Genomic DNA, 26,910 nt, shown 5'->3' with positions numbered 1-26,910 from the left:
GCTATCTCGCCGATGTCCTCACCAGGATCGTCAACGGCCACCCCAACAGCCAGATCGACGATCTCCTGCCTTGGGTCTACATCAACAAGCTCGAGCTCAAGGCCGTGGCCTGAGAACACCGCTTACTTTGCAAGTGATGGGGGCGCCAAAATGGCGATTCCCAATGTCTGCCCAGAATTCGGTCGTGGCCTCTTCGAAACGGCCTTCCTCGGGGTCAGGGATGGCCAGCAGGCAGTGATAGTGCAAGAAGGGGGCCGTCCCTTCTTGCATACGCCGTAGCGCTCGCAGATAGCCCTGTAAGCCGTTGTGGTCAGACAGACTTATTTGGGTCGGTCAAATGCCTAGGGTCGATTTGAATGTTTATGACAGGAGCAACGACGTTGTGATTGTGCGCATATGCAGTTGCACCTGCGCCGGCCAAACCCCTCATCATGTTCGCCTGCCGGACCATGGAGCCCAGCAGAAACAGGTCGACAATTTGCCCGATTCCCAAAAGCCCGAAGGTCAGCAACCATAAAATGCCAGAGCCGGTCCTACCGGTATAAAACCGATGCAGGCCGCAAATCAGAAAAAACCCACCACACCAAAGAATGAATGCGACGATACCCGACTTCATTTTGTTCTCCCAAGCCCTATCAATAAGCATAGGTCACTAGCGGGCCAAAGTGCAAATATCGGCTTCCATGCATCGTATGTGGTCAACAACGGGACTGCCAGCGAGACCGGTGTCGGGAACGCTCTGATAGGCACCTATCTCAACCAAATCGGCCTCTCGCAGTATACTATCGTGTTTGTCACGTCTGCGCCGCCCGAAGGGATGGCATGGCTTTCGGGAGAGAAAGCTGGCGAGCTAGGCCTGCAGTTTGCCTCGTACCAAACGAACGCCGTGTCGTCAGACGCTGTTGAGACGCAAATCACTCCTGAACCATTCGACCCAATGAAGGCGGTTGCCGCCTTTTACCATGCGCTGTCGAATGCTGATGGCGTCTCCGCTGTAGCGCTGGTTATTCCAGAAAAGCGTGGCATTGGTCCCTTCAACGAAACTTCGATTCACTCGTTCTTCGGGGGCTTTCGGCTCCGCTTCGCCTCGAATCGCTAGCGTACCAAGATATTGCATCGCTCTGCAGGAAATCGTCCATCGGCATCGGCAGACAAGGGGAGTTTTGTTGAAGAATTTTCATCGAGAAATCATTTCGTTGGTCTTTCCAAAGGTGCCCCAGTCGCCAAACTTCCGACTTAATAATAAAGACAGTAGTCAGACCAGATGGGAGGATAAGATGTCGGACATATCGTCTTGGATTAGGTCTGTCGCTTGCGTTGTCTTGTATAGCTGTATGATCCCGTTTGCCTCGGCTGAAGACGTCCAGTTGCTTTTTCCAGACAACAACGTTTCGTCCAAGCCAATCATTGAATTCCGAGCACGTGATGCAAAGCTGGATGGTGGGCAAATCGGAGGCCATGCGTTCGTTTTTCTCGGGAGGGAATATGACAATGGAAACACTGTTTTCGACGTCGCCGCAGGCTTTTTCCCGAAGGTGGGAGAGGGCTTGGTGGGATTAAAGAGATTCGCCATCACCCCCGGAAAGGTGGACTATACAATTTTAGACATACACTCGGACGTGATTTTTCGGTTAAATATTTCAACCTCACAAGAGGAAAAAGTGAAGGAAATCATAAAAAAATACAATGAGAAGGATTTTGGGGCGTTCTATCGAAATTGCGTTACAATGACAAAAGAGATTGCTGATGCCCTGGGCCTAGTTGTACCATTTTCCGCACTTGATTTTGGTCAAGAGATGCCGGGAGTTTTCATACGTCAGTTAAAGGGAAACAATGATCAGGACGCACCTCTACGGTTTGAAAAAAAGCAGATAGACGATGCCCTTGAAAGGCAGCGCAAACTTGACGGTGCTGCTGCTGAAAAAAAGCGAAAGGAAGCTGAATTGGCTGCTGCGGCTGCCTTCTTTGCGCAGCAACGGTTTCTCGCTGAGCAAGAGCAGGCGAGGGCAGCCGCCGCCCAAGCGCAAGCGGCTGCACAGGCCAAGGCAATGCAAGAACAGCGAGAACAGCTTGCCGCTCAACAGCAGCTGCTACGAACGCAGGAGGAGGCCGCTCGAAAGGCGGCGGCCGAACAGGAGGCGGTACGACAAGCTGCCTTCGTTGCTGAGCAGCGAAAGCGTATAGAAGCAGAGAGGGCCGCTGCCGCTGCGAAGGGATACGGCGGGAACGGCGGCGGAACCTTTACTCCGGCCCCGGTATTTGGCCCTCCGTGACGGGAGTGACGGTTCGTGGGAGTGTCGGAGCGCTAGGCCGGCAGCGACATGCGAAGTACGAATGCACTATCGTGCATAACCCATTTTGCCTGTGCGTTGGGGCATAGCGAACGGTGGTAGCGACATGTTCGTGCGTGTCATCCACTGAGTGAACGTCCAATCTGTCGAAGCTGCGCCACGGCTTGTCCGACCACCTTCCAAAGCCCTCTACAATGGCCGCAGGGACCCAACAGTCGGCATGGATATGAAGCTGTCAGCCGCATCCTAGCCCGGCAGACTAGCTGACGGGGCAGGCATGAGAACGGATCAACAGCATATTCCTATGCGCCGGGTTCGCTGAACCCACGCCAAATCCAGTCAATTATTACCCAAACGATTGCCGCAGCAACCAGAAGCAACAGAAACTCCATGGTCGCAATTTGCATGGCTCTTGCCCGCATTTCCCTCGTTGGTGCTGTCATGCCAATGGTGAGCAGTGGCCGTATCACCAGCGCCAATTGGGCTGTTACGACGGCGATAATGTAAATCCGCTTGAAACCCTGCCTGACGTTCATGACGTTGCCCCTCATTGGTCAGAACAGCCTTACACCAGCGGTCATATCAGTGGATAGGTGCAGCGGCACTGGTTGCTGTGGGGATTCAACGAAATCGGATCCGGGTTGACGGTTTTGCGTGTCAGCCTGCGGGAGTCCAAAAATTTTCTAAAGAGTAACATATAAAATCGCTTGCCAAATCGTTAGAATGACCGGCTACCAAAGGGGATTCGGGTTATGAAGGCTTGGTTGTTCGGCATACTTGGTTCGGTCATCACTGCAATTATTGTGACGATATTGAATCATACCTTTTGGGAAGAAGGCCCCGAAAAACCTACAATTGAAGCTTTTCAGAGTACGCTAACCCTGCCATCTTCCACTGGAAACGAAATTATTAAAACGGCTCTAGCAAAGCTTATCGCCGATAAGAAGATGACGGCTCAGGATGGAGTCGATTTAATTCGCAATCAGCACTACGCTTTCTACTCAGGAGTGATAGTTCAGAAATTTGTTACACGAAGAGCAATTTTTGCTTGCTCACACGAAACGTCAGGGTAGTTGGCAAAGGCCGCCTTGGCCGGTTCCGATGCATGAAATATACGCCAGTTGTATGCAGCCATGGTATCCCCGCAATCAGCGTTCGCCGTTGGTGCTGCGGCACACAAAATGAAAGCTGCAAACACAATGGTGAAATTCTGTTTCATCATATCCCCGTCCCCTCTGACGGGCAGAGCCTACCACGGGTCCGTCGGACACGCCAAAAGCTTGAAATGTTCTATGTTTAATTGACGTGTGGAGCGTCATCGAACAGAAATGGCCGGGCTTTGAAGAGGCGTTTCTGCGCTTCGAGCCAAGCGGGTGTTGTTCCAGCCCGATGATTTCTGGCACGATCTGACTGCTGACCAGCGCATCGTGCCGGGGGTTTGTTGCGAGAAGGCTTTAAAATGTGAGTGGCAAATTGATTCATGGAGAGTGATCGCCAAAAAGCCTGCCGAAACAGGCACTCGGCCGACGCTGAGCGGTCAAGGTTGGACTTGACTTGGGCGTACGCCTTGCGTCACAGGCAGCGAGAACCAGCAGCTGGGAGCCGACCATGGCCATCGCATTCACCTTTCCGGGGCAGGGCAGCCAGGCCGTCGGCATGGGCAAGGACCTCGCCGATACTTTTGTGGAATCGCGGCGGATCTTCGAGGAAGTCGACGACGCGCTCGGTGAAAAACTGTCGCAGCTGATCTGGGAAGGCCCGGAAGAGATGCTGACGCTGACCGCCAATGCCCAGCCGGCGCTGATGGCGGTGTCACTTGCCGCAGTCCGGGCGCTGGAGGCGCGCGGCTTCTCCCTGAACGGCAAGGTCACCTATGTCGCCGGCCATTCGCTCGGTGAATATTCGGCACTTGCGGCCGCTGGTTTCGTTTCGGTCGCCGACGCCGCCCGGCTGTTGCGTATCCGCGGCAATGCCATGCAGGCCGCTGTACCGGCCGGCGAGGGCGCCATGGCGGCGATCATCGGGTTGGAACAGGCCGACGTCGAGGCCGCTTGCGCAGAGGCCGCCCAAGGCACCGCCAAAGATCCCGCGCAAGCCTTGGTGTGCCAGATCGCCAACGACAATGGCGGCGGCCAGCTGGTGATCTCCGGCGCCAGGCCGGCGGTCGAACTGGCGGCGAAGCTATGCACGGAGAAGGGCGCCAAGCGGGCGCTGATGCTGCAGGTTTCGGCGCCCTTCCATTCGGCATTGATGAAGCCTGCGGCCGAGATCATGCGGGAGGCGCTGGCCGCCGTGACTAAGAGTGCGCCCGCCGTGCCGCTGGTCTCCAACGTTACGGTGACCCCGACGAGCGATCCCGACGAGATTGCCCGCCGCCTCGTCGAACAGGTGGTCGGGCGCGTGCGCTGGCGCGAAACGGTGGAGTGGTTCGGCAGCAACGGCGTTGCGACGCTTTACGAAGTGGGCGCCGGCAAGGTGCTGTCGGGGCTGGCCCGCCGCATCAACCGCGATATTGCCACCACTGCCATCGGATCCGCGGCGGATGTCGAGGCGGCGCTGGGGGCGCTTGCATAATCAACTGGCGATTTGACCCCGCTCCATGCAAAGGGTGTTCGCTCAGATCAGGAGGCAAGAATGTTCGAATTGACCGGCCGCAAGGCGCTCGTCACCGGCGCATCTGGAGGTATCGGCGAGGCGATCGCCCGCGTGCTGCACGGCCAGGGCGCCATCGTCGGCCTGCATGGCACACGTATCGAGAAATTGGAGGCGCTGGCCGCCGAACTGGGCGACCGGGTCAAGCTTTTCCCGGCCAATCTTTCCAACCGCGACGACGTCAAGGCGCTCGGCCAGAAGGCGGAGGCCGACCTCGAAGGCGTCGACATCCTCGTCAACAATGCCGGCATCACCAAGGACGGGTTGTTCGTGCGCATGGCTGACGCCGACTGGGATAGCGTGCTCGAGGTCAACCTGACCGCCGTGTTCCGGCTGACCCGCGAGCTTACCCATCCGATGATGCGCCGCCGCCATGGCCGCATCATCAACATCACTTCAGTGGTTGGCGTCACTGGCAATCCCGGCCAGACCAATTACTGCGCCTCCAAAGCCGGTATGATCGGCTTTACCAAATCGCTGGCGCAGGAGATCGCCACCCGCAATATCACCGTCAACTGCGTCGCCCCGGGCTTCATCGAATCAGCGATGACCGCCAAGCTCAACGACAAGCAGAAAGAGGCGATCATGGCGGCGATCCCGACCCGGCGCATGGGCACGGGCGCCGAAATCGCCTCTGCCGTCGCCTACCTAGCTTCCAACGAGGCAGCCTACGTCACCGGCCAGACCATTCATGTCAATGGCGGCATGGCAATGATCTAACACTTGGGAAAACGCTTCATTCCGTCTTGGATGCACGGGATTTTTCGTGTAATGCCGCCCGCAACCCGGCGGTTCGGGCAAAAACCGGTCCTGTTCCGCTGCGTTTCCGGCAGGACCATCTTTCAGCTTGATTAGCGGCATTCTGCCCGCTAACGAAGACAGACAACCAAAAGACGAGGATGCCCAAATGAGTGACACCGCAGAGCGCGTCAAGAAGATCGTCATCGAGCACCTTGGCGTCGATGCCGACAAGGTGACGGAGCAGGCGAGCTTCATCGATGATCTGGGCGCGGACAGCCTCGACACGGTCGAACTTGTCATGGCGTTCGAGGAAGAGTTCGGTGTCGAGATCCCGGACGACGCCGCCGAGACCATCCTGACTGTTGGCGATGCGGTGAAATACATCGACAAGGCCTCGGCCTGACGCTAGTTGCAGTCATCACCGAGGAGGACCTGCGATGAGGCGTGTCGTCGTCACGGGCCTTGGGCTGCTTTCGCCGTTCGGCATGGGCTTCGAGCACAGCTGGAAGGAGCTTCTGACCGGCCGCAGCGCAGCCAAGCGCATCACCGAATTCGAGGTGGAAGACCTTGCCTGCAAGGTCGCCCACGTCATTCCGCGCGGTGACGGCTCCAACGCCACTTTCAATCCTGAAGCCGTTCTCGAGCCGAAGGAACTGCGTAAGATCGGCGATTTTATCCTGTACGGGATCGCGGCCGCCGACGAGGCACTCAAGGATTCCGGCTGGCAGCCGAAGACGCACGAGGATCAGTGCGCCACCGGCGTGCTGATCGGTTCGGGCATCGGCGGCATCGAAGGCATCGCCGAGAATGCGATGATCCTCAAGGAACGCGGCCCGCGCCGCATCAGCCCGTTCTTCATCCCCGGCCAGATCATCAACCTCGTCTCCGGCCAGGTCTCGATCCGGCATGGGCTGAAAGGCCCAAACCACGCCGTCGTCACCGCTTGCTCGACCGGTGCGCACGCCATCGGCGACGCCGCCCGCCTGATCATCTGGGGCGATGCAGACGTTATGGTCGCAGGCGGCGCCGAAGCGCCGGTGACGAGACTGTCGATCGCCGGGTTCGCCGCTTGCCGCGCGCTCTCCACCGAGCGCAACGACGCGCCGCAAACGGCCTCGCGCCCCTATGATCGCGATCGCGACGGCTTCGTCATGGGCGAGGGCGCCGGTGTTGTCGTGCTCGAGGAACTCGAACACGCCAAGGCCCGCGGCGCCAAGATCTATGCCGAGGTCACCGGCTACGGTCTGACCGGTGACGCCTATCACATCACCGCGCCTGCCGAGGATGGCGACGGCGCTTTCCGTTGCATGACAGCGGCGCTAAACCGGGCGAAGCTGACGCCCGCAGATGTCGACTACATCAACGCGCACGGCACATCGACCATGGCCGACACGATCGAACTCGGCGCCGTCGAGCGGCTAGTCGGCAACGCCGCCTCTAAGATATCGATGTCGTCGACCAAATCGTCGATTGGCCACCTGCTGGGCGCGGCTGGTGCTGCCGAGGCGATCTTTTCGATCCTCGCCATTCGCGACAACATCGCGCCGCCGACCATCAATCTCGACAATCCGGAGCGCGAAACGGCGATCGACCTGGTGCCGCACAAGCCGCGAGCCCGGCAGATCGACGTGGCGCTGTCCAACTCCTTCGGCTTCGGTGGCACCAACGCCTCGCTCGTCTTCCAGCGCTACAATGGCTGACCGCTCTGCCGGTTTCCGTCTGCCGTCAATTTTGCCATATTCGCCCCTACTCTGCCCGAGGGGATTCGTCGCAAGATCAGATGGTAGGGCGCTATGAACACAAATCCGGCCGATAACGGGGAATTCGGGCAACGGCCAGCAACGTCCGGCCCGATCGTGCCGAAAACGGCCAGCGAGGCATTGCGGCCCGAGGCCGGCACGCCGCCGCCGAGGCGCTCGCGTGCCTCGCGCAGCCAGTTCGTCGTGTTCATGAACTTCGTCATCTCTTCGGTGATGCTGATGGTTCTGGCGGCAGGCGTTGCGCTGTATTTCGGCAAGCAGGAGTTCAACGAGCCCGGCCCGTCGGCCAATGGGGACACCTTCCTGGTCAAGCCGAACAGCGGCGTCCAGGAGATCGCCGACCAGCTTGAGCGGCGAGGACTGATCAGCGACGCCCGCATTTTCCGCCTTGGCGTGCGCGCCTTCGGCAATGATTCCGCCCTGAAGGCCGGCGAATACGAGATCAAGCCGCAGGCGTCGATGCACGACATCATGGAACTGCTGAAGAGCGGCAAGTCGGTGATGTATTCGCTGACTATCCCCGAGGGGCTGACGGTGGAGCAGGCGCTGCAACGGATCGCCGAGCAGGACGCGCTGACCGGCGATATGCCGTCGACCACTCCACCTGAGGGCAGCCTCGCCACCGACACGCTGCGCTTCACCCGCGGCGCAACACGCCAGCAGATGGTTGACAAGCTTCTGGCCGACCAGAAGAAGCTGGTCGACGAGGTCTGGCAGCGCCGAGCGCCGGATCTGCCGATCGCCAATGTTGAGGATTTTGTCACCCTGGCCTCGATCGTCGAGAAGGAGACCGGCAAGGGCGATGAACGCTCGCGCGTAGCCGCCGTCTTCCTCAATCGGCTGGCCAAGGGTATGCGGCTGCAGTCGGACCCGACCATCATCTACGGCCTCTTCGGCGGCAAGGGCAAACCCATCGATCGCCCGATCTATCAGTCGGACATCCAGAAGCCGACGCCCTACAACACCTATCTGATCAACGGTTTGCCGCCGACGCCGATCGCCAATCCCGGCCGTGCGGCGCTGGAGGCCGTCGCCAATCCGTCGAAGACCAGCGATCTCTACTTCGTCGCCGACGGCAGCGGCGGCCACGTCTTTGCCTCGACGCTCGATGAGCATAACGAGAATGTCGCTCGCTACCGGGCACTGCTGAAAAAGCAGGCGCAGGACGCCGCCAAGGCCGGGGCAACCAATACCGGAGCCGACACGCCGGCGGGAGCCATCGTTGACGATGCGGGCGCCACCGCCGCCCAGTAGGGCCGGACGCCATCAGGTTGGCCCTGTGCATGTCCGGGTGGATGTGCAAGGGCTGCTATGGCATTGAAATTCACATGATCCTGCCCGGAGAAAATCGCTCCGGCTTGAGGGCATTCGGCAAAGGGACGCACGGCTACATGAACTTGCAGAGCATGACCGGTTTTGCGCGCAGTGTCGCCGAACACGACGGTACTTCGATTGCTTGGGAAGCCAAGTCCGTAAACGGCAAAAGCGTCGAGGTCAGGCTGCGGCTGCCGCAAGGTTTCGACCGGCTGGAGCCGGCCGTCCGGCAGACGGTGCAAAAGCGTTTTGCGCGCGGCAATTTCCAGATGACGCTGACCATTGGCCGCGCCGCCGGCGCGCAAGCGCAACCCGTGGTCAACGAGGCTTTCCTGAAGGATCTAGCGGGCTTGGCCAAGCGGCTGCAGGAGCAGTTCGGAGTAGCCCCTGCGGCGGCCGACGGCCTGCTTGCGCTGCGCGGCGTCCTCGACATTCCCGAAACCATCGAAACCGAAGAGGCGCGCAGTGCGCTCGATACCGCAATACTGTCGGCGCTGGAAGCAGCACTGAACGGGCTGCAGCAGGCGCGCCAGGGCGAAGGTGCCGCACTTCGTTCCCTGCTGTCCGGCCATATCGATGCCATCGAGGCGCTGACGCTGCGGGCCGAGGCCGATCCATCACGCGAGCCGGCCACGATCCGCGAAAGACTCGCCGAGCAGATCCGCCTGTTGATGGACGCGTCCGCCAACCTGGACGCCAGCCGGCTGCATATGGAAGCGGCGTTTCTGGCCACCAAGGCCGACATACGCGAGGAAATCGACCGGCTGAAGACGCACGTGGCGTCGGGGCGGGCGCTGCTCGCCGGCGGTGGCGCCATCGGCCGCAAGCTCGATTTCCTGGCACAGGAATTCAACCGCGAATCGAATACGCTGTGTTCCAAGTCGAATGCTGCCGCGGTCACCGCCATCGGGCTGGAGCTGAAGGCGGTCGTCGACCAGTTTCGCGAACAGGTCCAGAATCTGGAATGATCCCGATGCCAAGCCACATGACTGCCAAGCCCCATGACCGCTAGGGATTTGGGTTCCCGCATTCGGCGCCGCGGGCTGATGCTGGTCTTGTCGTCGCCCTCAGGCGCCGGCAAGTCGACGATTGCGCGCAATCTGCTGGAGAGCGATTCCAGCCTAGAATTGTCGGTCTCGGTCACCACGCGGCCACGCCGCGGCAGCGAGATAGAGGGCGTCCATTACCACTTCCGCACCATGCGCGAGTTCGAGCGGCTACGCGATTCCGATGCGCTGCTCGAATGGGCGGAGGTGCACGGCAATTGCTACGCGACCCCGCGCGAGCCGGCCGAACAGGCGCTGGCCGAAGGCCGCGACATGCTGTTCGACATCGACTGGCAAGGCGCTCAGCAGCTCAAGGAGAAGATGCGCGCCGACATCGTCTCGATCTTCATCCTGCCGCCGTCGATGAAGGAATTGAAGGCACGGCTGAAGCGTCGCGCCGAGGACCAGGAAGCGGTGATCGAGACGCGTCTCAAGAACGCCCGCAACGAGATCGAGCACTGGAAGGAGTATGATTTCGTCATCGTCAACGACGATCTCGACCGCGCTTTCGCCGAGGTGCGCGGCATCGTCACGGCCGAACGGCTCAGACGCGATCGCCGGCCGGGCCTGTTCGATTTCGTCTCGGGGCTGCTCGATGAGAAGACGGATTGATCAAGGCGTTGTCCCCGCGACCAGGATCAGATTGCGGCTGAGCGCGGCGTCGCGCAGTTCCAATGCCGCGGCATATTCGGCGGAGCGGTACCAACGCCGCGCCGTGTCCATGTCGGGGAATTCCACGATGATCAGCGGCCCGGGAGACCAGTCGCCTTCCAACTTTTCCACCTCGCCGCCGCGTACCAGATAGCGCCCGCCATGCTGGGCGATGGAGGCAGCCGCGCGGGCGCGATAGGCTTCGATAGTCTCTGTGTCACGGATCGTGACGTCGGAAATGACATAGGCGGCCACTGTTTGTCTCCGGGCAGGGTTTGTTCGGCTATCTATGCCATGAGAGCGGAAATTCAACGCGGAGGCTTCCCGGCATCACACCGCGTTGGTCAGGCGAACGAATTCCTCGACGCTGAGCGTCTCCGCACGCCTGGTCGGATCGATGCCGGCGCGGGTGAGCAGTGCCTCGCCGCCGAGGCTTTTCACGCTCTGCCGCAGCATTTTCCGGCGCTGGCCGAACGCCGCTTCGGTGACGCGGCTAAGCCGTTTGACCTCTGCCGGCAAGGGGCTGGCGCGCGGCACTAGATGCACCACCGAGGACGTCACTTTGGGTGGCGGTGTGAACGCCTGGGGCGGCACGTCGAAGACAATCCTCGCCTCCGTCCGCCAGCCTGCAAGCACGCCGAGCCGGCCATAGGCCTCGCTGCCGGGGCTGGCTGCAATGCGTTCGGCGACCTCGCGCTGGAACATCAGCGTCATCGACGCGTAGAAAGGCGGCCACTCGGTCACGGTCAGCCAGCGGATCAGCAATTCGGTGCCGATATTGTAAGGCAGGTTGGCAACGATTTTCGCCGCCCCCCCGCTTCCATTGGCAAGCGCTGCAAAATCAGTTTTCAGCGCATCGCCGGCTACGATCTCGAGCCGGCCCGGATAGTGGTTCGCGATCTCGGCCAGGGCCGCCAGGCAGCGCTCATCGCGCTCGATCGCGACGACCCGGCGGGCACCGTTGAGGAGCAGGGCCCGAGTCAGCCCGCCCGGACCGGGACCGACCTCGATAACCGTAACGTCGCTCAGGTCGCCGGCGGTCCGCGCAATCTTGCTTGTCAGGTTAGGGTCGAGCAGAAAATTCTGGCCGAGTGCCTTTTTCGCCTGCAGCCCATGACGCTCGATCACCTCGCGCAGTGGCGGCAGGCCGTCTATGCTCATCGAGTTGGGCTCATCGGGCTGGGCTCATCGGGCTGGGCTCGTCGGGTTAAGGCCATCGAATTGGGCTCCGTGGCCTACGGCCTTTTCCCGGTATCGGCAAGCAGGCGAGCGAGTTTCAGCGCCGCAATCAGGCTGTCGGCACGGGCAATGCCCTTGCCGGCAATGTCGAAGGCGGTGCCGTGGTCGGGCGAGGTGCGGATGAAGGGCAGGCCGAGCGTGACGTTGACTGCCTCGTCAAACGCCAGCGCCTTGGCGGGGATCAGCGCCTGGTCATGATACATGCAGAGCGCCACGTCATAGCTGGCGCGGGCGCGGGCATGAAACAGCGTGTCGGCCGGTAATGGCCCGAAGGCGTCGATCCCTTCCTGCCTCAGCCTGTCGATCGCCGGGCGCACGATCCGCTCGTCTTCGGTGCCCATCGCGCCGCCTTCGCCGGCATGAGGGTTGAGGCCGGCGATGGCGAGCCGCGGCTTGGCAATTCCGAAGCGGTTTGCAAGGTCGGCGGCGGTGATGCGGCCGGTGGCGACGATCAGGTCGGTCGTCAGCGCCTTCGGCACCTCGGCCAGTGCGATGTGAATAGTGACCGGCACGGTGCGCAGGTCCGGACCGGCAAGCAGCATCACCGGCGTCACTTCGGTGCCGGTGTGAAGTGATGCCAGGTGCGCCAGATATTCGGTGTGGCCGGGAAAGCGAAAGCCGGCATCGTAGAGCGGCTTCTTGGCAATGGGGCAGGTGACGACCGCGGCAGCGCGGCCGGCCAGGCAGTCGGCAACGGCGCGGTCGATCGCCTCGATGATTCCGGCAGCGTTGGCTGGATCCGGGCGGCCGGGACTGTCGACGAAACGGGCGGAAAGCGCCACCACCGGCAGCGCGCGCGAAAACATACTAGGCGCTAGCGCCGGCGTCGTCTCGGCAATCGCGATATCGGTGCCGAGCCCGTGCGCCCGCGCGGCAATCAGCGCCGGATCGGCAAGGAGATAAAAAGACGGAACGCCGGCGCTGTCGCGGGCCTGCCAAGCGGCGATGGCGATGTCCGGCCCCACGCCGGACGGATCGCCGACGCTCAACGCCAGCGGAAGCTCTGTGTCAGGCACGGCGATGCCGACTTCAGCGCTCGATTATGCGGGCTTTCTTCCGCAACTCCTCGACATATTTCTTTGAGAGCTCGTCGGCGTTCTTGTCGCTCGAGCCCTCGCTCTGGAACACCATCTGCGCGGCTTTGTCGTCTGACACTTCGCGCGACGAGCAGATGCCGATGAATTCGACACCGCGGTCGGTTTCGCGCGTCGTGGTGGCGCCGCCAACCTTTGTAGCCTTTATCTGCTCGGCCCAGTCCGCCGGCAATTGCGGCGCCAACACCCGGCCGAGATCGCGAACGGTGACATCGATCAGGCCCTTGGCGAATTCGCGGGTGGTGTTGCAGCCGTTGAAGCGGGCGCGCATGGCATCGGCTTCGCGTTTGCGCTTGGCCAGCGTCGCGCTGCGCTCGGCCGCCGGCACCACGAAGATGACCTGCTGCAGCATGTACTCTGTGGCGCTCGGTTTGCTGCCGCCTTTTTCGAGCATGCGCTTGACGAGGTCCTGCTCGCTCATTGCGCCGCCACCGTCTCCGGAACGGGAACGCGCGGTGAGCGCCTGGTTCCAGGCCATCTGCGCCCGGATAAACTCCTTGAAATGCTCTTTGGTGACGCCTGATTGCGCCATCGCGCCGTCAAGCTGCTTGAGCGGCATCTTGTTGCTGGTGGCGAAACGCTGATAAGCGGCATCGACCTGAGCGTCGCTGATGCGGATGCCGAGCCGCCGGGCTTCGGCCAGACGCAGCGTCTGGTCGATCATTTCCTGGCCGGCATCGCCCTTTCTGTGCTGCAGGCGCAGGAAAGCGGCCCGATGCTGGATGTCGCCGGTGGTGATCGGTATATTGTTGACGACGTATTTGATCTCGGTGGCAAAAGCCGGCGGCGTCACTGCGGTGGTCGAGAACGCCACCAGCAGCGCGAACCCTGCCGAAAAGAGGTATTTCCTCATCGAAAGCATCCCAATTCCATCCCGATTCGACCCAACCCATCCCAGTTCAGGTCGCCGAAATCCGTGCCTGCTCTATGCGGCGAAACAATGTCGTCCGCCAGCCGCCCCGTTGCCGACTGCCGTTATTGGATGGTGTCGATGGAGCGTTGCGACGAACCGAAATCGCCGAGCGTGCGGAACGACAGGTTGAAGCCGACGTTCTGCGACACTTCCCTGGTGTTAAGGTCACGTCTTTCCGAAAACGTCATCAAATAGGTAAAGCACGAATCACTATAGGCAAAGCCGACGCCGTCCTTGACCAGCACGCTCTGCTCAAGATCATATGTGCCGGTGCCAAAGACGCGCCAGTTCTCGGCAAGATGCGTCGAGGCGCCGAGCGTGACCTCATGGCGATCCGTGGAGAAGCCATAGAGCGGCTGCGCCTGGATGAAGGCGTATTTGGCGCTCAGCGATACCGGCAGGCCTGAAAAGACGGCCTTTACCTCAGCGCGGCGGATCTCGAAGCTTTGCTCGTCGAAACGGCCGCTGACCGAGCCGGAAAATCCGCTGGGGCTGTTGAAGCCGACAAGGCCGACATAGTCGGAGGTTGCAGTTTCAAGACCCGAATAGGCACCGACGTTGACCAGATCCGGCGTGCCGAACGAGTTCTGGCCGCCGAGCTGGTAGGATTGGCCGAACACCGCATTGGTGCCCCAGCCATTGTCATATGCACCGGAATAGCGGAGCCCGACATTGGCGCGTGTGCCGCCTTCCATGCGGTCATAGCCCGAGAATTTGTCGCGCTCAAACAGCGTCGTGGCGTCGAAGACGAAGCTCTGGGCGTCCTCGTTGGGAACCGCCAGCCCGCCGACATATTGCTCGTTCGGACGCATGAATACTTGCGCCATCGGCTCGAAGACATGGCTGGAACTAGTCATCGAGAACAGCACCGGCCAGCGCATCTCAAGGCCGGCGGTCGCCATGAAGCGGGCAAGCGATGAACGCATATCGTCCTCAACGCCGAGATTGGTCGCCATCTGGTTGATGGCGTCGAGCGAGGCCGAGGAGGCGTTGACGTAGCCGGCGTCGCCGCGCAGCGCCAGGAGCGGTGTGAGCAGCAGCCCGCCATCGGTGGTGAAGGTGCGCTTCCATTCGGCTTCCGCGGTAAGGCGGCCGGATTGACCGTCGATGCCGCGAACGTTGTTGACGGACGAAGGGATGCCCGAATTTGCAAGAGCCGTATCGAGCCTGTCGCGGTCTATGACCCGCGCGTTGACGTCGAACGACAGCTGTCCGCCGGCCACCGGCATGTCGGGGATGTAGGCGTAGTCGAGCGAGGGCAGCACCCAGGGCTGCTTGGCGGCGCGTGCGGTCGGATCGCTGGCGAGCGTGTCTTCCTGAACGTCGAAGTGCATGGCGCGCACATCGAAGTAATTGCGATCGTTGAGTCCCGTCAGATACACCTCGGAGCGGTGCACGCTGTCGTTGAAGCCATCGATGTCGTAAGTGCGCGCGAAATTCTTGTCGCTCTGCAGCAGGATGTCCCAACCGAAGTCCCAGCGCGGGTTGATAGCGAACTGGCCCTGGGTGCCCATCATGCCGCGGAATCTGTTCGGGTCGCCTTCGGTACCCGAATTCACGTTGTGGCCATTGTCGTCGATGAAGGCGTCGGGATTCTCCTGCCGGATGCCTGCAATTTTCAGGCTGTACTGACCATTGTTGAAGCGCTGCCTCCACTCGGCCTCACCGAGGAAACCTTGCTTGGTATAGCCGCTGCCGGTGACAGTGAGATCGTAGGTCGGCGAGAGCGCGAAATAATAGGGGACTTTAACACCCACGCCGAGGTCGCTCTTGTAGGCGACGCCGGGGATCAGGAAGCCGCTCTTGCGCTTGACCGTGGGGTCGGCGATCTCGAAAGCCGGCAGATAGGCCAGCGGAAAGCCGAAGAACTCGAAGTTCGAGTTTTCGAAGCGAACCGTCTTCTTTTCGCCGTTCCAGATGATCTTCCTGGCCTTAATACGCCAGGTCGGCGCTTTGTCGGGCTTGTCCTCGCACGGCTCGCACGCGGTATAGACGCCATTGTGGAACGTCGTCAGCACGCCGCCCATGCGTTCCGCGCTTTCGGCGGCGAAGTAGGCCTTGTCTATGGTCTCGACCCGCAGCGCGTTGACGAACCCGTCGGCGAAATCGTCGGTGATGTCGGCATGCTGCGAATAGATTTTGGTGCCGTCGCTATTGACGAGTTCGACATTGCCGCTGGCGACGAGGCGTTTGGTGTTGCGGTTGTATTCGACCCGCTGGGCGACGAGACGGTTGCCGCCATAGTCGATCTGGACGCCGCCGACGGCCGTCACCGTCTGCTTGTCGTTGTCGTAGACCAGCGTATCGGCCGCCAGCAGCATCTGCGTGCCGCTCGGAACCTTCGTTGCCAGCTCACTGACGTCTTGGGCAAAAGCCGAAGCAATCGGGGCGACGCTGGCAAGCAGGCATGCCAAGGCCCTCGCCGCAGAGAGGCGTGCCAAACCGGCGTGCCTATGGCTGCGCAAAACCGCCTCCCTCACTAGCCGTCTTCCTTGTATAGCAGGAATGTCACCCCGAAGAACATAGCCACGACAACCGGGACCCAAGCCGCTACGGCAGTGGGTACGAATCCCGCTACGCCGAATGCCTTGACCAGCACCGAAACGACATAAAGCAGAAAGCCGGCCACGATGCCACCCAGAATCATCGTTGCCGACTGCCCCATCCTCGCAAATCGCATTGATACCGTTGCCGCAATCAGCGTCATCGCGACAAGCAGGAAAGGCAGCGCAATCAGGGAATTGAACTGCATGGCGAAGGCATTTGCCTTGAGGCCGAAGGAGCGGGCCACTTCGATCTTGCCGGGCAGATCGTAGAAGGGAATGGTCTCGGGGCGCGCCAACCGCTCTTGCACGAATTCCGGCTTGAGATTGGTCGACAGCCGATCGCTGGGCAACGACTGGATGGTGCCGTCCCGGAACACCTTGACGTCCTGCAATTCCCAGTAGCCGTCCCGCAAAAAGGCGCGCGCCGCATCCTTGCGCTCGATGATGTCGCCTTGCGGGCTGAAACTGAAGAAGACCGCGTCGGCCATCTCCAGGCCTTGATTGAGAATGGCGCGCGCGCCGATGATGGTGTCGCCGGCGTTGGTTTTCTGCCTGATCCAGGGCGCAGCATCGGCCGAGATGCTGTTCGACTTGCCCGAACGGAGCTGGGTCTCGATCTGCTCGGACCAGGAATAGGCGTGCGCGGCTACCGGATTGATGACGCCAACCGACAAGGCACCAAACAGCAGCGCCCCGATGCAGCATGGCAGCAGGAACTGCCATGCCGAAACCCCGGCGGAACGGGCGATGACCAATTCATATTTGCGGTTCAGGGACACCAGGGTTGCCATCGCCGAGAACAGGCCGACGAACGGCACCGTCTGCAGCATGATCATCGGCATTCTGAGTCCGGAAATGGCGAAGGCAGTCCCGTAAGTGAAGCCCGGGACACCGGTCGTGCGGCCGGAAAGCTCGGTGAAATCGATCAGGAACACCAGCGCCAGAAGGCCGATGAAGAACCAAATGGTGATCGTCACATAGCGAAAGAAGAAGTATCGACCCAGAGTCCAGCCCATCAGCCGGCTCCCTGTCCGGAAGCGCCGCGCCCAGCAAAACGGAGCTTGATGGCGCTCCAGCCCTCACTGAAGCGGCCGGCAAGATTGGTCACCCAGTCGGCCCAGGCAACAGGCAGTTCCATGGTCCGGTTGGAAACAATGAACCAGATGGCGATCGCCGATGCCACGATCGGGACGCCGTAGACCATATAGGCATATTGCGGCACCTTGTCGGCCTTGCCGGCGGCAAAGAACCCGAGCCAGCGCACGAACAGCGCGATCGCGATTGCCGTGATCAGCGGGTGCACACGCGCCTCACGATGCGAGCGTGCATCTCCGGCGACGGCGAGCGCGATCAGCGCGAAGACGAGCGAATAGGACCACTCTGAAAAACGCTGGTCGAGCTCGGCCAGGTACCTGTTCGGCTTTTGCTGGTACATCTTGTCGTTCGGACTGGGATTGAGCAGATACTGGGTCGTCCGGTCCTTCGGCAAAAGCAGGATGTCGGATGATGCCGACATGAAAGCGGACAAATCGAAGGCATAGGAGGTGAACCGGATCACCGAGAGGTCGCCGGTCATGGTTTTGCGATGGATCACCCCGTCATTCATCATCAGCACCTTCTCGTCGCCGCGTTCGATGATGCTGCCGGACTTGGCATAATAGACGAGATTGACGCCTTCTTCGCGCGAATCGGCGACGAAGATGCCGCCGAGGCGATTGTCGGGAAGCCGTTCGCCAACCTGCAGGAACAGGCCGTCATCGATCTTGCGGAAGGTGCCTTCCTGGATGATCAACGACAACAGATCCGCACGCGAAGATGCTATCAGCTCGCGGTTCTTCTGGCGCGCGTAGGGGTCGACGCCATTGTCGACCGCGAACGAAAAAACGCTGGCTGCGAGTGCCAGAAGCATGATCGGCCTGACTATTGTCCAGCGTGAAGCGCCGGCGGCATTGATGACGGCGAGCTCCGAATCCGAATTCATCACGCTGAGGATCTGGGCGACCGCGACCACCAGGGCGAAGGGCACGACGATCGGAACGATCGTCGGGATGATCAGCGCTGCGACTTCGAAAAAGGTGAGGGCCGATTGACCGCTATCGGTGACGAGGTCGATGCGGGCGAGGACCTGAGTTGTCCAGACGATCGCCAGCGTCCAGACGAGCGCCAGCGCGAATACCGCGAAGGCACGGCGCATGATGTAACGTTCAACGACCTTCATGAAGGCTTTTCTCGGCGATTTCGAACGGCATCATGCCTTGGAACAAGGTAGTCGTCCGGCGCCGGCTGTACAACTGGCTCAGTTTGGCGGTTCGATCCGGGTTCTGTGCCGTATCGTACATTCCGCTGGGCCGGAGTGTCGGCGGCAATGGATAAGAAAGGGCGAACATTGTTGGTTAACAACAGGTTGCGGCGGGAAGCGGGGCCGTGCCGCGACGAATCGTGGGTGGTTCGATATCGCATATGGGAGCGATTTCGGCCAAAGTCTTGTCAAATGCGGCAAAACGACCAAATGTCGCGCCGGTCGAGACCGCCGCGGCGTGATAAGACGGGTCAGGATCTGTTGAGCCCCAGCATGGAAGCGGAAAAATTGCGCAGTCAAACCGGTCGGGAAACCGTCTTTGACGGCGCGATCGTGGTCGGCGCCGGCGCGGCCGGCCTTGCCGCCGCCCACGCCTTGATGAAGACCGGCGTACCGACGCTCGTCCTGGAAAAGGAGAGCCGGCTTGCCGAACCCTGGCATCGGCGCCACCAGCGGCTGCACCTCAATACCCATCGCGATCTCTCGACGCTCCCCGGTGTCGGCTATCCCGCAGGCACCCCGGCTTTTCCGCATAAATCGGCCGTCATTCGCCACCTGAACGATTTCAGCCAGACGCATGGTCTGCCGGTCGCATTCGGCGTTGCCGTTGAAGAGGTCACGTTCGACGGCGATCACTGGACCGTGCGGACGAACGCCGGACGTCGTCTGGCGCGCCATGTCGTCGTCGCCACCGGGCGCGACCGGCAGCCGTTTATTCCCGCGTGGAAAGGCATGAAGGATTTTGCAGGCCGGATTATCCATTCGGCCGATTTTGGCGACGCGAAGGACTACGCCGGCAAAAGGGTGCTGGTGGTCGGTGCCGGCAATTCGGGGTTCGACGCACTCAATCATCTTGCGAATGCAGACGCCCAAAGCATCTGGCTGTCGGCCCGCAACGGCCCCTCTCTGCTGCCGAAACGCATCGGCAAGGTCGCCGTCCACAGGCTTTCACCGTTAATGGCGAGCTTGCCGGTGCGACTGGCCGATGCGGTGATGACGACAACCCAGCGCCTGGTTTTCGGCGACCTGACGAAATTTGGGCTTCCGCCGGCTCCCACAGGCGGTGCGAGCCGTCTGAGCGCCGACTACACCGCGATCGCAGCCGACGACGGCGCGGTTCGCGCCATCAAGGCAGGCACGATCGTGGTGGTGCCACCATTGCGGGAATTTAGCCAAGACGGCGTCGTGTTGAATGACGGCAGGTTGATCACGCCCGATATCGTCATTGCAGCGACCGGCTATCGCACCGGTCTGGAGCAGATGGTTGGCAAGCTCGGCGTTCTCGACGGCAAGGGCGTTCCGCTTTTCAACGGCGGCGATGCCGATCCGAAATTGCCCGGCCTGTGGTTTACCGGCATGCGGCCGAGCATTCGCGGTTGTTTCGCCAATGCCCGCATTCAGGCCAGGGCGATAGCGGCGCGGATTGTCAAGCAGCGATAGTGAGCAGGACTATGCCGATTGTTCCGCCCGCAATAGACACGCCTTGTTGGAGCGTGCTCGAACCGAAAGGTCAATGATCATGACGCCAGTCAGCATTCGCTACATGGTCGATGATGTCGCCACCTCGATCGATTTCTACTGTGGACAACTGGGCTTTGCCGTCGAACAGGACGCGCGACCGGCTTTTGCCTCCGTCACGCGCGGCGCGTTACGGCTCCTTCTAAGCGGGCCCGGCAGTTCGGGCGCACGATCTATGCCGGATGGCCGGCAGCCGGTGCCGGGAGGCTGGAACCGCATCCAGTTGGTGGTGCCGGACCTGAAGGAAGAGGTTGCGCGCCTCAAGAGTGCTGGACTTGTCTTTCGCAACGATATCATAACGGGCGTCGGCGGTTCCCAGACCCTGCTCGAAGACCCATCGGGCAATGTCATCGAACTGTTTCAACCCGCCGCTCACTGACGCAACAACACGGCACCTTTCGGTCCGACCAATCGAACGCCTCTCGCGATAATCCAACGCACTTCCCGAAAGCAGGACATCATGAATTCGAGACCCTCGATCGCCTTCGCCAAATTCGCCGCGCCTAAAAAGGGCAGCGTTTTCGTTCTGGCGGCCGACGAGGGCGACCTCAGCGATGCCGCCAGGGCTTGTGATCCGGCAAAGACCCTCGAGCGGGCTTTTCCGGTCGCCGACTTCACTGGCAAATTCGCCAGCCTGGTCGAAGTGCTGGCACCGGAAGGGACATCGCTCGATCGGCTGGTAGCGGTCGGTGCCGGCAAGGGCTCCAATCTCGATGATTTTGGTTGGCTGAAGCTCGGTGGCACGATTGCCGCGTCCTTTCGCAAGGCAACCGAAGTGGCCGTCGTGCTCGATCTTCCCGGTGCCGCCAACAGCGGCAGGCAAGCCGTTCAGCTTGCAGCAGGCATCCTGCTGCGCAGCTATTCCTTCGACAAGTACAAGACCAAAAAGAACAATGGTGACGACAAGCGCGAGCCAAAAAAGCCGGTCAAGGTGACTATTCACACCGCCGATCCGGCAGCTGCAAAGAAGGCCTTCGCCGATGAAGCGGCGGTGATCGACGGTGTCTTGCTGGCGCGCGATTTGGTCAATGAACCGGCCAATGTTCTGGGACCGGTGGAATTCGCCACCCGCATCGCCGAACTGGAGGCGCTCGGCGTCACGGTCGAGATCCTGGCCGAGAAGGAGATGAAGAAGCTCGGCATGGGTTCGCTGCTAGGCGTAGCACAGGGCTCGCCGCGTGGCGCCCGCATCGCGGTCATGCGGTGGGACGGCGGCAAGGCCAAGGAAAGCCCGGTCGCCTTCGTCGGCAAGGGCGTCACCTTCGACACCGGCGGCAATTCGATCAAGCCGGCCTCGGGCATGGAGGACATGAAGGGGGATATGGGCGGCGCTGCTGCCGTCACCGGGCTGATGCACGCGCTAGCCGCGCGCAAGGCGAAGGTCAATGTCGTCGGCATTGTCGGGCTGGTCGAAAACGCCGTCGACGGCCACGCTCAGCGACCGGGCGACATCGTCACCTCGATGTCGGGCCAGACCATCGAAGTGCTCAATACCGACGCCGAGGGCCGCCTGGTGCTGGCCGATGCGCTGTGGTATTGCAACGACCGCTTCCAGCCGAAATTCATGATCAATCTGGCGACGCTGACCGGCGCCATCATGGTCGCGCTCGGCCAGCATTATGCCGGCCTGTTTTCCAACAATGACGAGTTGGCGGACCGGCTGACGGCGGCCGGACAGGCGACGCAGGAGCGGGTGTGGCGCATGCCGCTCGGTGCCGAATACGACAAGCTGATCGATTCCAAGAATGCCGACATGAAGAACATCGGCGGCCGCCACGGCGGCGCCATCATCGCCGCGCAGTTCCTGCAGCGTTTCGTCAAGGACACGCCCTGGGCGCATCTCGACATTGCCGGCACCGCTATGGGCGCGCCCTCCAACGAGATCAACCAGTCATGGGCTTCCGGCTTCGGCGTCAGGCTGCTCGACCGGCTGCTGCGCGATCATTACGAGCAATGAGCGGCTGGGGCGGGATTCCGAAAATGTAGACTGAACGCATGGCCGAGATTCTATTTTATCACCTGACCGAATCGACGCTGGAGGATGCGCTGCCCGGCCTCCTGGAGCGCAGTATCGATCGCGGCTGGCGCGCCGTGGTACAGACCGGCACCGAGGAACGGCGCGACGCGCTGGACCAGCATCTGTGGACTTTCCGGGACGATTCGTTCCTGGCCCACGCAACGGACCGCGAAGCCCATCCCGCCGAGCAGCCGGTTCTTCTGACCGTCGGCCCTGACAATCCGAACCAGGCGCAGATACGTTTCCTGGTCGATGGGGCGGTGCCGCCGGAGCTTGGCGGCTATCAGCGCGCCGTGTTCCTGTTCGACGGTCACGATGCAGCCCAGCTAGAGGCGGCACGCACGCACTGGAAGACAATGAAGGAGGCGGGCCACACCGTGACCTACTGGCAGCAAACGCCCGACCGGCGCTGGGAACGCAAGGCTTAGGGAATTTGCCGCCTAGTGGAATCACTGGCGCCGCAAGAATGCGACGCCAAAAAGATGGACTGCCGGCTATTCAAAAGACCTGAGCAAGCCCGATGCCGCCCGATGAACGAACACCAGGCATGCCGATAGATGCCGCACTTGTTCGCCGGCTAATTGCCGCGCAGTTCCCCAAATGGGCGGACCTGCCGGTGGAGCCGGTCGAGCCTGGCGGCTGGGACAACCGCACGTTCCGGCTGGGCGATCGCATGTCGGCGCGGCTACCGAGCGCCGCCGCCTATGTCGCCCAGGTCGAGAAGGAGCATCGCTGGCTGCCCCGCCTGGCGCCTCACCTGCCTGTGCCGATACCCGCGCCGCTGGCCAAAGGCGCGCCCGGGGAAGGCTATCCATGGCCTTGGTCCGTCTATCGCTGGCTTGGCGGCAGACCTGCGGCTGGTGGACTGATTGCCGATCTTACTGAGTTCGCCCGTTCGCTGGCCGGTTTTCTGGTGGCGCTCCACCGGATCGACGCTGCCGATGGGCCACCGGCAGGGCAGCATAATTTCCACCGCGGCGGCCGGCTTTCGGTCTACGACGCCGAGACCCGAGCCGCGCTCTCGGCGCTCGGTGGCCGCATCGACAAGGCCGCAGCCGAGGCCGTGTGGGCGACGGCCCTTGCCTCGGGATGGAAAGGGCCGCCGGTCTGGGTCCATGGCGACGTCGCCTCGGGCAATCTGCTCGTCGAAGATGGCAAGCTGTGCGCGGTGGTCGATTTCGGTAGTTCGGCTATCGGCGATCCTGCCTGTGATCTGGTGATCGCGTGGACGGAATTTTACGGCGAGAGCCGCCAGGCGTTCCGCGACGCCATTGCGCTTGACGAGCACAGCTGGGCGCGCGCTCGGGGCTGGGCGTTGTGGAAGGCGCTGATCGTCGCTTCGGGACATGACGGCAACCAGCGCGAGGCGGAAAAATCGTGGCGGGTCATCAATGAGGTGCTGGCGGATCACACAAACAGTCGGAGCGGGATGGCTAATTCAGTCTGAATGCATCCCACTCTAACAACGAAAGGCATTACTGCCCGCCCATCTCCTTCTTGAATGTATCGAAATCGACCTGCATGCCGTTGAAGATGGTGCTCCAGTGGCGGGTCAGCGCTGAAACGGCGACCGCCTCCTGGATCTCCTCGTCGGTAGCGCCGGCCCGCTTGGCGTCCTGCGTGTCCGACCAGATGCAGTAGTTGCACGGGATTTGCGCCGCCACCGCCAGCGAGATCAGTGACTTGACCTTCGGCGGCAGCGCCGTCTTGTCGCTGAGCTGGATAGCCTTGACCTCGGCCCATGCACCGGGCAGACCGGCTTTCGGGAACTGCTTTACGAAACCGGGCACCCCGCCCATGGTCGACTGGATGTCCTTGACGGTTGCGTCATACTCATCGGCATAAGAAGGAGTTGCAGCCAGCGTCAGCACACAGGCGGCGGCGAGCAGGCAGGCACGGCGGATGGAAGAATGCGTTGATGAAAGAGTACGATAGACAGACATGACGTTCTCCTCTGGCGTTTGTAGACCTTACGGTGTAAGGTAATGTCGAAAATGAACCTTACAGTGTAAGTTGTCAAGCGGCACCATGGACACATCGATCAAAAAAAAGCGACCGCGCGGCAGACTGTCTCGCGAGATGATCGAGGCTGCCGCTTTGAAGGTGATCGAGAGCGAGGGCCTCGCCGGTTTTTCGATGCGCAAGCTGGCGACTGCACTCGGCTGCGAGGCGATGAGCATCTATCACCACTTTCCTTCGGTGGCGCATCTCTTCGAAGCCTTGGTGGACCGGCTGATCGGCTCCCTCGAAATGCCCGACACGGACCTACCTTGGCGACAAAGGTTGCGCATCGCCGTGCAGGATTTCCGCCGCGTCGCGCGTGAGCACCCGGCTTTCGCCAGCTTCTTCGTTACCTACCGGATGAACTCGCCGACCTGCCTTGCGTGGCTGAACGGCATCCTCGGCCTGTTCGAGGCCGGCGGCTTCGGACCGGAACTTGGTGCGCGGCTGTTCCGTACCACCGGCTATTATCTGATGGGTGCCATCCTCGACGAGACTGCCGGCTATGCGAAGGGGCCTTCGGCCGTGACCACGGTCAGCGATGAGCAACTGGCGCAGGATTTTCCAAAAGTAGCTGCGGCCGGGCGTTATTTCGGCACCGCCGAATTTGACCGGACGTTTGATCTCGGCCTTGACATGCTTCTGGACGAAATGGAGCGCGCCCGCGACGGCACCAGCGCGCCGAATACCGGGTCTTGACCTCATGCGCTCTCTGTTCGCCCTGATACTGCTCATCGGCACCGGCATCGGCGTCGTCTATCCCTGGGCGATGACCAATTTCTCCGGCCGTGAGATCGGCACCTGGAGGGTTTACGACCAGGGCCGGTTCAAGCCAGTGACGGTGGCCCTGAGCGCACGCGACGGGCCGCTACGCGTGCTGGTCGACCTAACGGCAAGAGCCGAGCGTATCGTCTCGCAGCAGCGCACCGTGTTGACCCTTACTGCCGCCACCGCCGGCAGGACGGTGCTCGCCTCGACGCTGCAGTTCAACCATTCCGACAATCCTCGGCAGGTCAGTCCGCAACTGCCGGACAGGATCTTTCGCGACGAGGCCGGCCTGATCCCGACGGTTACCACCGGCCCCTACGTTTTCACCGTTGGTCCAGGCGACGCCGAGGGCATTCCGATGCGGGCCGTCGATCTCGTCCTGCGCTCGGCTGCCGGCGAGGTCGACCGCCGGGCGCGACCGGTCGGTTTTTCCCTGATGGCGGCCGGCCTGGCCGGGCTGGTGCTGGCATTCCGTTTCGGCCGCCGGCCGGAAAATCCGAACTCGCAGCCGCCACCGCCTCACTGGGGCAGGGGCTCCAATTGAACTATCGCCACGCCTACCATGCCGGAAACTTCGCCGATGTCGTCAAGCATGTCGTGCTCAGCCGGCTGATCGAATATCTGAAGCAGAAGGACAAGGCGTTTCGGGTCATCGACACCCATGCCGGGATCGGCCGTTACGATCTGTCCTCGACCGAAGCGCAAAAGACCGGCGAATGGCAAGGCGGCATCGGCCGGCTGGTCGATGCGGCCCTCGATGCGCCGGCGGCAGCACTGCTGGCGCCGTATCTTGAAGCCGTCCGCTCGCTCAATCCGGACGGCGGCGTGACAAAATACCCGGGTTCGCCGCTGATCGCCCGGCACCTGATGCGCAAGCAGGACCGGCTGTCGGCGGTCGAGTTGCATCCCAAGGATGCCGCCAGGCTGAAGTCGCTGTTCGACGGCGACTTCCAGACCCGGGTGATCGAGCTCGACGGCTGGCTGGCGCTCGGCGCGCATCTGCCGCCAAAGGAGAAGCGCGGTCTCGTCCTCATCGATCCGCCTTTCGAGGAAGAGGGCGAGTTCGGTCGCTTGGTCGACGGGCTGCAAAGAGCCCATCGGCGCTGGCCAGGAGGGATTTACGCGCTCTGGTATCCGCTCAAGGACCCCAAGGCGGTCGCCGCCTTCCGCAAGGCGCTGAAGCAGACGGGCGTTCCCAGGCTGCTCGACATCGGTTTTGAGATCAGGCCTGCCTCCGTCGAGCCGAGCCTCGATGGCTGCGGCATGGTGGTGGTCAATCCGCCCTTCACCCTGGAGGGCGAGTTGCGGACGCTGCTGCCGGCGCTGCACCGGCTGCTTGCTGTCGAGCAGCCATCGCATTGGACGCTGGACTGGCTGGCGGGAGAGTAGTTTGAGATGCGGTCGTTGCCGTTCCCTCAGTGCAACCGCGTCACCACAACCATAGTCGCTACAACCGCTTGACCGCGCGTCAGCGAATCCGCACAGTGCGCGCAGTCGACCTTGAGAGGCTGCCATGACTCGCTTCGCCCAATCCGCCCTTGCCGCACTGCTCGCCGTTTGCACGCCGCTGGCTGCGCCTCTTGGCGTTACCCAGGCGGTGCAGGCCGCCGACCTTGCAATCTATACCGACGAGGACAGCGGCGTGTGTGGCGAGGCCTGGGTGCTGAACAAAATCACCGACCGCTTCTCCTATCAGGTGCACCACGTGCCGCATCTGCCGGATGTGCAGATCGTCGACTTCCAGCGCATCCACCAGCATCGCTATCTGCCGGCCGACGACATCTGGCCGATCGGTCGCCGTTATTGTGGCGCCACAGTCAGCCTCTCCGACGGTCGCGCCCGCACCATCTGGTACTTGATCGAGGAAGGCCAGGGTTTTGCCTCGATCGGCGACAATGTCGAATTCTGCGTGTCGGGCTTCGACCGCTGGATGGTCTACAACGGCCGCTGCCGCGTCCTTCGCTGATCGCGCACTCGCTGATTCCGACTTTTTAGCACCGGCCACCTGATCGACCGTCACCGTTTCCATGCGGCGCAGCATTCGCGGGAAGCGCGATCTG

30 protein-coding genes and 1 pseudogene are annotated in these 26,910 nt (G+C 61.6%); 21 read left to right on the top strand and 10 right to left on the bottom strand.

Features of this window, described 5'->3' with window-relative positions:
- The coding region (locus NMG46_RS26655) for a transposase domain-containing protein (RefSeq protein ID WP_164747629.1) at nucleotides 1–113 on the top strand (113 nt) is incomplete at its 5' end.
- Between the two features lie 197 nt (nucleotides 114–310).
- On the opposite strand, the gene NMG46_RS26650 is transcribed toward NMG46_RS26655, so the two are convergent.
- Entirely contained in the window at nucleotides 311–616 is a 306-nt protein-coding gene (locus tag NMG46_RS26650; protein ID WP_254820321.1) for a TM2 domain-containing protein, read from the bottom strand.
- 78 nt (nucleotides 617–694) lie between these two features.
- Here NMG46_RS26650 and NMG46_RS26645 point away from each other — a divergent pair, with 78 nt between their 5' ends.
- Nucleotides 695–1,099 (top strand): hypothetical protein, encoded by a 405-nt coding sequence (locus tag NMG46_RS26645; RefSeq protein WP_254820320.1) that lies wholly within the window; start codon nucleotides 695–697, stop codon nucleotides 1,097–1,099.
- Between the two features lie 235 nt (nucleotides 1,100–1,334).
- Nucleotides 1,335–2,273, top strand: a complete 939-nt coding sequence (locus NMG46_RS26640; protein ID WP_254820319.1) for a hypothetical protein — start codon at nucleotides 1,335–1,337, stop codon at nucleotides 2,271–2,273.
- A gap of 320 nt (nucleotides 2,274–2,593) precedes the next feature.
- Here the strand turns inward: NMG46_RS26640 and NMG46_RS26635 are convergent, their stop codons facing one another.
- Entirely contained in the window at nucleotides 2,594–2,827 is a 234-nt protein-coding gene (locus NMG46_RS26635) for a hypothetical protein (RefSeq protein ID WP_254820318.1), read from the bottom strand.
- Between the two features lie 216 nt (nucleotides 2,828–3,043).
- Here NMG46_RS26635 and NMG46_RS26630 point away from each other — a divergent pair, with 216 nt between their 5' ends.
- The 9 genes and pseudogenes from NMG46_RS26630 to gmk all read left to right on the top strand — a co-directional run bounded on the left by NMG46_RS26630 (nucleotide 3,044) and on the right by gmk (nucleotide 10,416).
- Nucleotides 3,044–3,364: a hypothetical protein gene (locus NMG46_RS26630; RefSeq protein ID WP_254820317.1), complete on the top strand. Its 321-nt coding sequence runs from the start codon at nucleotides 3,044–3,046 to the stop codon at nucleotides 3,362–3,364.
- Between the two features lie 235 nt (nucleotides 3,365–3,599).
- A pseudogene (locus tag NMG46_RS26625) lies at nucleotides 3,600–3,721 on the top strand (DNA-3-methyladenine glycosylase I); the annotation flags it as partial.
- A 178-nt stretch (nucleotides 3,722–3,899) separates the two neighbouring features.
- On the top strand, nucleotides 3,900–4,865 hold the full coding sequence (gene fabD / locus NMG46_RS26620) for an ACP S-malonyltransferase (protein WP_254820316.1): 966 nt from the start codon (nucleotides 3,900–3,902) through the stop codon (nucleotides 4,863–4,865).
- Nucleotides 4,866–4,925: 60 nt separating this feature from the next.
- The gene (fabG, locus tag NMG46_RS26615) at nucleotides 4,926–5,663 is read left to right on the top strand and encodes a 3-oxoacyl-[acyl-carrier-protein] reductase (RefSeq protein WP_254820315.1); all 738 of its coding nucleotides are present in this window, start codon (nucleotides 4,926–4,928) and stop codon (nucleotides 5,661–5,663) included.
- 187 nt (nucleotides 5,664–5,850) lie between these two features.
- A complete protein-coding gene (locus tag NMG46_RS26610; RefSeq protein ID WP_006203723.1) occupies nucleotides 5,851–6,087 on the top strand; it encodes an acyl carrier protein in 237 nt (78 codons plus the stop codon).
- 34 nt (nucleotides 6,088–6,121) lie between these two features.
- Complete coding sequence (gene fabF, locus NMG46_RS26605; protein WP_254820314.1) at nucleotides 6,122–7,384, top strand: beta-ketoacyl-ACP synthase II; 1,263 nt, start codon at nucleotides 6,122–6,124, stop codon at nucleotides 7,382–7,384.
- A 93-nt stretch (nucleotides 7,385–7,477) separates the two neighbouring features.
- Nucleotides 7,478–8,698: an endolytic transglycosylase MltG gene (gene mltG, locus NMG46_RS26600; RefSeq protein WP_254820313.1), complete on the top strand. Its 1,221-nt coding sequence runs from the start codon at nucleotides 7,478–7,480 to the stop codon at nucleotides 8,696–8,698.
- 137 nt (nucleotides 8,699–8,835) lie between these two features.
- On the top strand, nucleotides 8,836–9,726 hold the full coding sequence (locus NMG46_RS26595; RefSeq protein ID WP_023677702.1) for a YicC/YloC family endoribonuclease: 891 nt from the start codon (nucleotides 8,836–8,838) through the stop codon (nucleotides 9,724–9,726).
- 33 nt (nucleotides 9,727–9,759) lie between these two features.
- Nucleotides 9,760–10,416, top strand: coding sequence for a guanylate kinase (gene gmk / locus NMG46_RS26590; protein WP_254820312.1), 657 nt, complete (start codon nucleotides 9,760–9,762; stop codon nucleotides 10,414–10,416).
- On the opposite strand, the gene NMG46_RS26585 is transcribed toward gmk, so the two are convergent.
- The 7 genes from NMG46_RS26585 to lptF all read right to left on the bottom strand — a co-directional run bounded on the left by NMG46_RS26585 (nucleotide 10,417) and on the right by lptF (nucleotide 18,465).
- Nucleotides 10,417–10,710, bottom strand: coding sequence for a DUF1330 domain-containing protein (locus NMG46_RS26585; RefSeq protein WP_254820311.1), 294 nt, complete (start codon nucleotides 10,708–10,710; stop codon nucleotides 10,417–10,419). It abuts the gene before it with no gap.
- 75 nt (nucleotides 10,711–10,785) lie between these two features.
- On the bottom strand, nucleotides 10,786–11,616 hold the full coding sequence (gene rsmA, locus NMG46_RS26580; RefSeq protein ID WP_254820310.1) for a 16S rRNA (adenine(1518)-N(6)/adenine(1519)-N(6))-dimethyltransferase RsmA: 831 nt from the start codon (nucleotides 11,614–11,616) through the stop codon (nucleotides 10,786–10,788).
- 74 nt (nucleotides 11,617–11,690) lie between these two features.
- Nucleotides 11,691–12,710 carry a 4-hydroxythreonine-4-phosphate dehydrogenase PdxA gene (gene pdxA, locus NMG46_RS26575; RefSeq protein ID WP_254820309.1) on the bottom strand — a complete coding sequence of 340 codons (1,020 nt, stop codon included), beginning with the start codon at nucleotides 12,708–12,710 and terminating at the stop codon, nucleotides 11,691–11,693.
- A 13-nt stretch (nucleotides 12,711–12,723) separates the two neighbouring features.
- The gene (locus NMG46_RS26570) at nucleotides 12,724–13,650 is read right to left on the bottom strand and encodes a peptidylprolyl isomerase (protein WP_254820308.1); all 927 of its coding nucleotides are present in this window, start codon (nucleotides 13,648–13,650) and stop codon (nucleotides 12,724–12,726) included.
- Nucleotides 13,651–13,763: 113 nt separating this feature from the next.
- Complete coding sequence (locus tag NMG46_RS26565) at nucleotides 13,764–16,181, bottom strand: LPS-assembly protein LptD (RefSeq protein ID WP_254820307.1); 2,418 nt, start codon at nucleotides 16,179–16,181, stop codon at nucleotides 13,764–13,766.
- Nucleotides 16,181–17,266: an LPS export ABC transporter permease LptG gene (gene lptG / locus NMG46_RS26560; protein WP_254820325.1), complete on the bottom strand. Its 1,086-nt coding sequence runs from the start codon at nucleotides 17,264–17,266 to the stop codon at nucleotides 16,181–16,183. Before lptG ends, NMG46_RS26565 begins: the two co-directional genes overlap by 1 nt.
- Nucleotides 17,263–18,465, bottom strand: coding sequence for an LPS export ABC transporter permease LptF (gene lptF, locus NMG46_RS26555; RefSeq protein WP_254820306.1), 1,203 nt, complete (start codon nucleotides 18,463–18,465; stop codon nucleotides 17,263–17,265). Before lptF ends, lptG begins: the two co-directional genes overlap by 4 nt.
- Nucleotides 18,466–18,819: 354 nt before the next feature.
- On the opposite strand from lptF, the gene NMG46_RS26550 reads away from it, so the two are divergent.
- From NMG46_RS26550 to NMG46_RS26530, 5 genes are all read left to right on the top strand, one after another.
- On the top strand, nucleotides 18,820–19,986 hold the full coding sequence (locus NMG46_RS26550) for an NAD(P)/FAD-dependent oxidoreductase (RefSeq protein WP_254820324.1): 1,167 nt from the start codon (nucleotides 18,820–18,822) through the stop codon (nucleotides 19,984–19,986).
- Between the two features lie 73 nt (nucleotides 19,987–20,059).
- The gene (locus tag NMG46_RS26545) at nucleotides 20,060–20,443 is read left to right on the top strand and encodes a VOC family protein (protein WP_254820305.1); all 384 of its coding nucleotides are present in this window, start codon (nucleotides 20,060–20,062) and stop codon (nucleotides 20,441–20,443) included.
- Nucleotides 20,444–20,524: 81 nt separating this feature from the next.
- Nucleotides 20,525–22,021, top strand: a complete 1,497-nt coding sequence (locus NMG46_RS26540) for a leucyl aminopeptidase (protein ID WP_254820304.1) — start codon at nucleotides 20,525–20,527, stop codon at nucleotides 22,019–22,021.
- Between the two features lie 38 nt (nucleotides 22,022–22,059).
- Nucleotides 22,060–22,509, top strand: coding sequence for a DNA polymerase III subunit chi (locus NMG46_RS26535; protein WP_023719810.1), 450 nt, complete (start codon nucleotides 22,060–22,062; stop codon nucleotides 22,507–22,509).
- 119 nt (nucleotides 22,510–22,628) lie between these two features.
- Nucleotides 22,629–23,528, top strand: a complete 900-nt coding sequence (locus NMG46_RS26530) for an aminoglycoside phosphotransferase family protein (RefSeq protein WP_254820303.1) — start codon at nucleotides 22,629–22,631, stop codon at nucleotides 23,526–23,528.
- Between the two features lie 28 nt (nucleotides 23,529–23,556).
- Here the strand turns inward: NMG46_RS26530 and NMG46_RS26525 are convergent, their stop codons facing one another.
- Nucleotides 23,557–24,024, bottom strand: coding sequence for a carboxymuconolactone decarboxylase family protein (locus tag NMG46_RS26525; RefSeq protein ID WP_254820302.1), 468 nt, complete (start codon nucleotides 24,022–24,024; stop codon nucleotides 23,557–23,559).
- Nucleotides 24,025–24,109: 85 nt separating this feature from the next.
- Between NMG46_RS26525 and NMG46_RS26520 the strand changes: the two genes are divergently transcribed.
- The 4 genes from NMG46_RS26520 to NMG46_RS26505 all read left to right on the top strand — a co-directional run bounded on the left by NMG46_RS26520 (nucleotide 24,110) and on the right by NMG46_RS26505 (nucleotide 26,816).
- The gene (locus NMG46_RS26520) at nucleotides 24,110–24,781 is read left to right on the top strand and encodes a TetR/AcrR family transcriptional regulator (RefSeq protein WP_254820301.1); all 672 of its coding nucleotides are present in this window, start codon (nucleotides 24,110–24,112) and stop codon (nucleotides 24,779–24,781) included.
- Between the two features lie 4 nt (nucleotides 24,782–24,785).
- Nucleotides 24,786–25,394, top strand: a complete 609-nt coding sequence (locus tag NMG46_RS26515) for a hypothetical protein (protein ID WP_254820300.1) — start codon at nucleotides 24,786–24,788, stop codon at nucleotides 25,392–25,394.
- The gene (locus NMG46_RS26510) at nucleotides 25,391–26,239 is read left to right on the top strand and encodes a 23S rRNA (adenine(2030)-N(6))-methyltransferase RlmJ (RefSeq protein WP_254820299.1); all 849 of its coding nucleotides are present in this window, start codon (nucleotides 25,391–25,393) and stop codon (nucleotides 26,237–26,239) included. The genes NMG46_RS26515 and NMG46_RS26510 overlap by 4 nt, the downstream gene beginning before the upstream one ends.
- A gap of 124 nt (nucleotides 26,240–26,363) precedes the next feature.
- Nucleotides 26,364–26,816, top strand: coding sequence for a hypothetical protein (locus NMG46_RS26505; protein WP_254820298.1), 453 nt, complete (start codon nucleotides 26,364–26,366; stop codon nucleotides 26,814–26,816).
- The last annotated feature ends 94 nt before the right edge of the window (nucleotides 26,817–26,910 follow it).

This window comes from Mesorhizobium sp. LMG 17147, assembly GCF_024297145.1.
GTDB lineage: Bacteria > Pseudomonadota > Alphaproteobacteria > Rhizobiales > Rhizobiaceae > Mesorhizobium.
Note: the sequence above shows the minus strand (reverse complement) of the source record. Positions and strands in the feature narration are given on the sequence as shown.

What these genes read in the sequence shown, in the direction of transcription:
- NMG46_RS26545 (WP_254820305.1), top strand. Translation starts at nt 20,060, where the DNA reads ATGATCATGACGCCAGTCAGCATTCGCTACATGGTCGATGATGTCGCC.
- NMG46_RS26505 (WP_254820298.1), top strand. Translation starts at nt 26,364, where the DNA reads ATGACTCGCTTCGCCCAATCCGCCCTTGCCGCACTGCTCGCCGTTTGC.
- NMG46_RS26610 (WP_006203723.1), top strand. Translation starts at nt 5,851, where the DNA reads ATGAGTGACACCGCAGAGCGCGTCAAGAAGATCGTCATCGAGCACCTT.
- NMG46_RS26640 (WP_254820319.1), top strand. Translation starts at nt 1,335, where the DNA reads ATGATCCCGTTTGCCTCGGCTGAAGACGTCCAGTTGCTTTTTCCAGAC.
- NMG46_RS26635 (WP_254820318.1), bottom strand. Translation starts at nt 2,827, where the DNA reads ATGAACGTCAGGCAGGGTTTCAAGCGGATTTACATTATCGCCGTCGTA.
- NMG46_RS26540 (WP_254820304.1), top strand. Translation starts at nt 20,525, where the DNA reads ATGAATTCGAGACCCTCGATCGCCTTCGCCAAATTCGCCGCGCCTAAA.
- gmk (WP_254820312.1), top strand. Translation starts at nt 9,760, where the DNA reads ATGACCGCTAGGGATTTGGGTTCCCGCATTCGGCGCCGCGGGCTGATG.
- NMG46_RS26535 (WP_023719810.1), top strand. Translation starts at nt 22,060, where the DNA reads ATGGCCGAGATTCTATTTTATCACCTGACCGAATCGACGCTGGAGGAT.
- fabF (WP_254820314.1), top strand. Translation starts at nt 6,122, where the DNA reads ATGAGGCGTGTCGTCGTCACGGGCCTTGGGCTGCTTTCGCCGTTCGGC.
- NMG46_RS26515 (WP_254820300.1), top strand. Translation starts at nt 24,786, where the DNA reads ATGCGCTCTCTGTTCGCCCTGATACTGCTCATCGGCACCGGCATCGGC.
- NMG46_RS26525 (WP_254820302.1), bottom strand. Translation starts at nt 24,024, where the DNA reads ATGTCTGTCTATCGTACTCTTTCATCAACGCATTCTTCCATCCGCCGT.
- fabD (WP_254820316.1), top strand. Translation starts at nt 3,900, where the DNA reads ATGGCCATCGCATTCACCTTTCCGGGGCAGGGCAGCCAGGCCGTCGGC.
- NMG46_RS26630 (WP_254820317.1), top strand. Translation starts at nt 3,044, where the DNA reads ATGAAGGCTTGGTTGTTCGGCATACTTGGTTCGGTCATCACTGCAATT.
- NMG46_RS26595 (WP_023677702.1), top strand. Translation starts at nt 8,836, where the DNA reads ATGAACTTGCAGAGCATGACCGGTTTTGCGCGCAGTGTCGCCGAACAC.
- mltG (WP_254820313.1), top strand. Translation starts at nt 7,478, where the DNA reads ATGAACACAAATCCGGCCGATAACGGGGAATTCGGGCAACGGCCAGCA.
- lptF (WP_254820306.1), bottom strand. Translation starts at nt 18,465, where the DNA reads ATGAAGGTCGTTGAACGTTACATCATGCGCCGTGCCTTCGCGGTATTC.
- NMG46_RS26650 (WP_254820321.1), bottom strand. Translation starts at nt 616, where the DNA reads ATGAAGTCGGGTATCGTCGCATTCATTCTTTGGTGTGGTGGGTTTTTT.
- rsmA (WP_254820310.1), bottom strand. Translation starts at nt 11,616, where the DNA reads ATGAGCATAGACGGCCTGCCGCCACTGCGCGAGGTGATCGAGCGTCAT.
- NMG46_RS26570 (WP_254820308.1), bottom strand. Translation starts at nt 13,650, where the DNA reads ATGCTTTCGATGAGGAAATACCTCTTTTCGGCAGGGTTCGCGCTGCTG.
- NMG46_RS26520 (WP_254820301.1), top strand. Translation starts at nt 24,110, where the DNA reads ATGGACACATCGATCAAAAAAAAGCGACCGCGCGGCAGACTGTCTCGC.
- NMG46_RS26530 (WP_254820303.1), top strand. Translation starts at nt 22,629, where the DNA reads ATGCCGATAGATGCCGCACTTGTTCGCCGGCTAATTGCCGCGCAGTTC.
- NMG46_RS26550 (WP_254820324.1), top strand. Translation starts at nt 18,820, where the DNA reads ATGGAAGCGGAAAAATTGCGCAGTCAAACCGGTCGGGAAACCGTCTTT.
- fabG (WP_254820315.1), top strand. Translation starts at nt 4,926, where the DNA reads ATGTTCGAATTGACCGGCCGCAAGGCGCTCGTCACCGGCGCATCTGGA.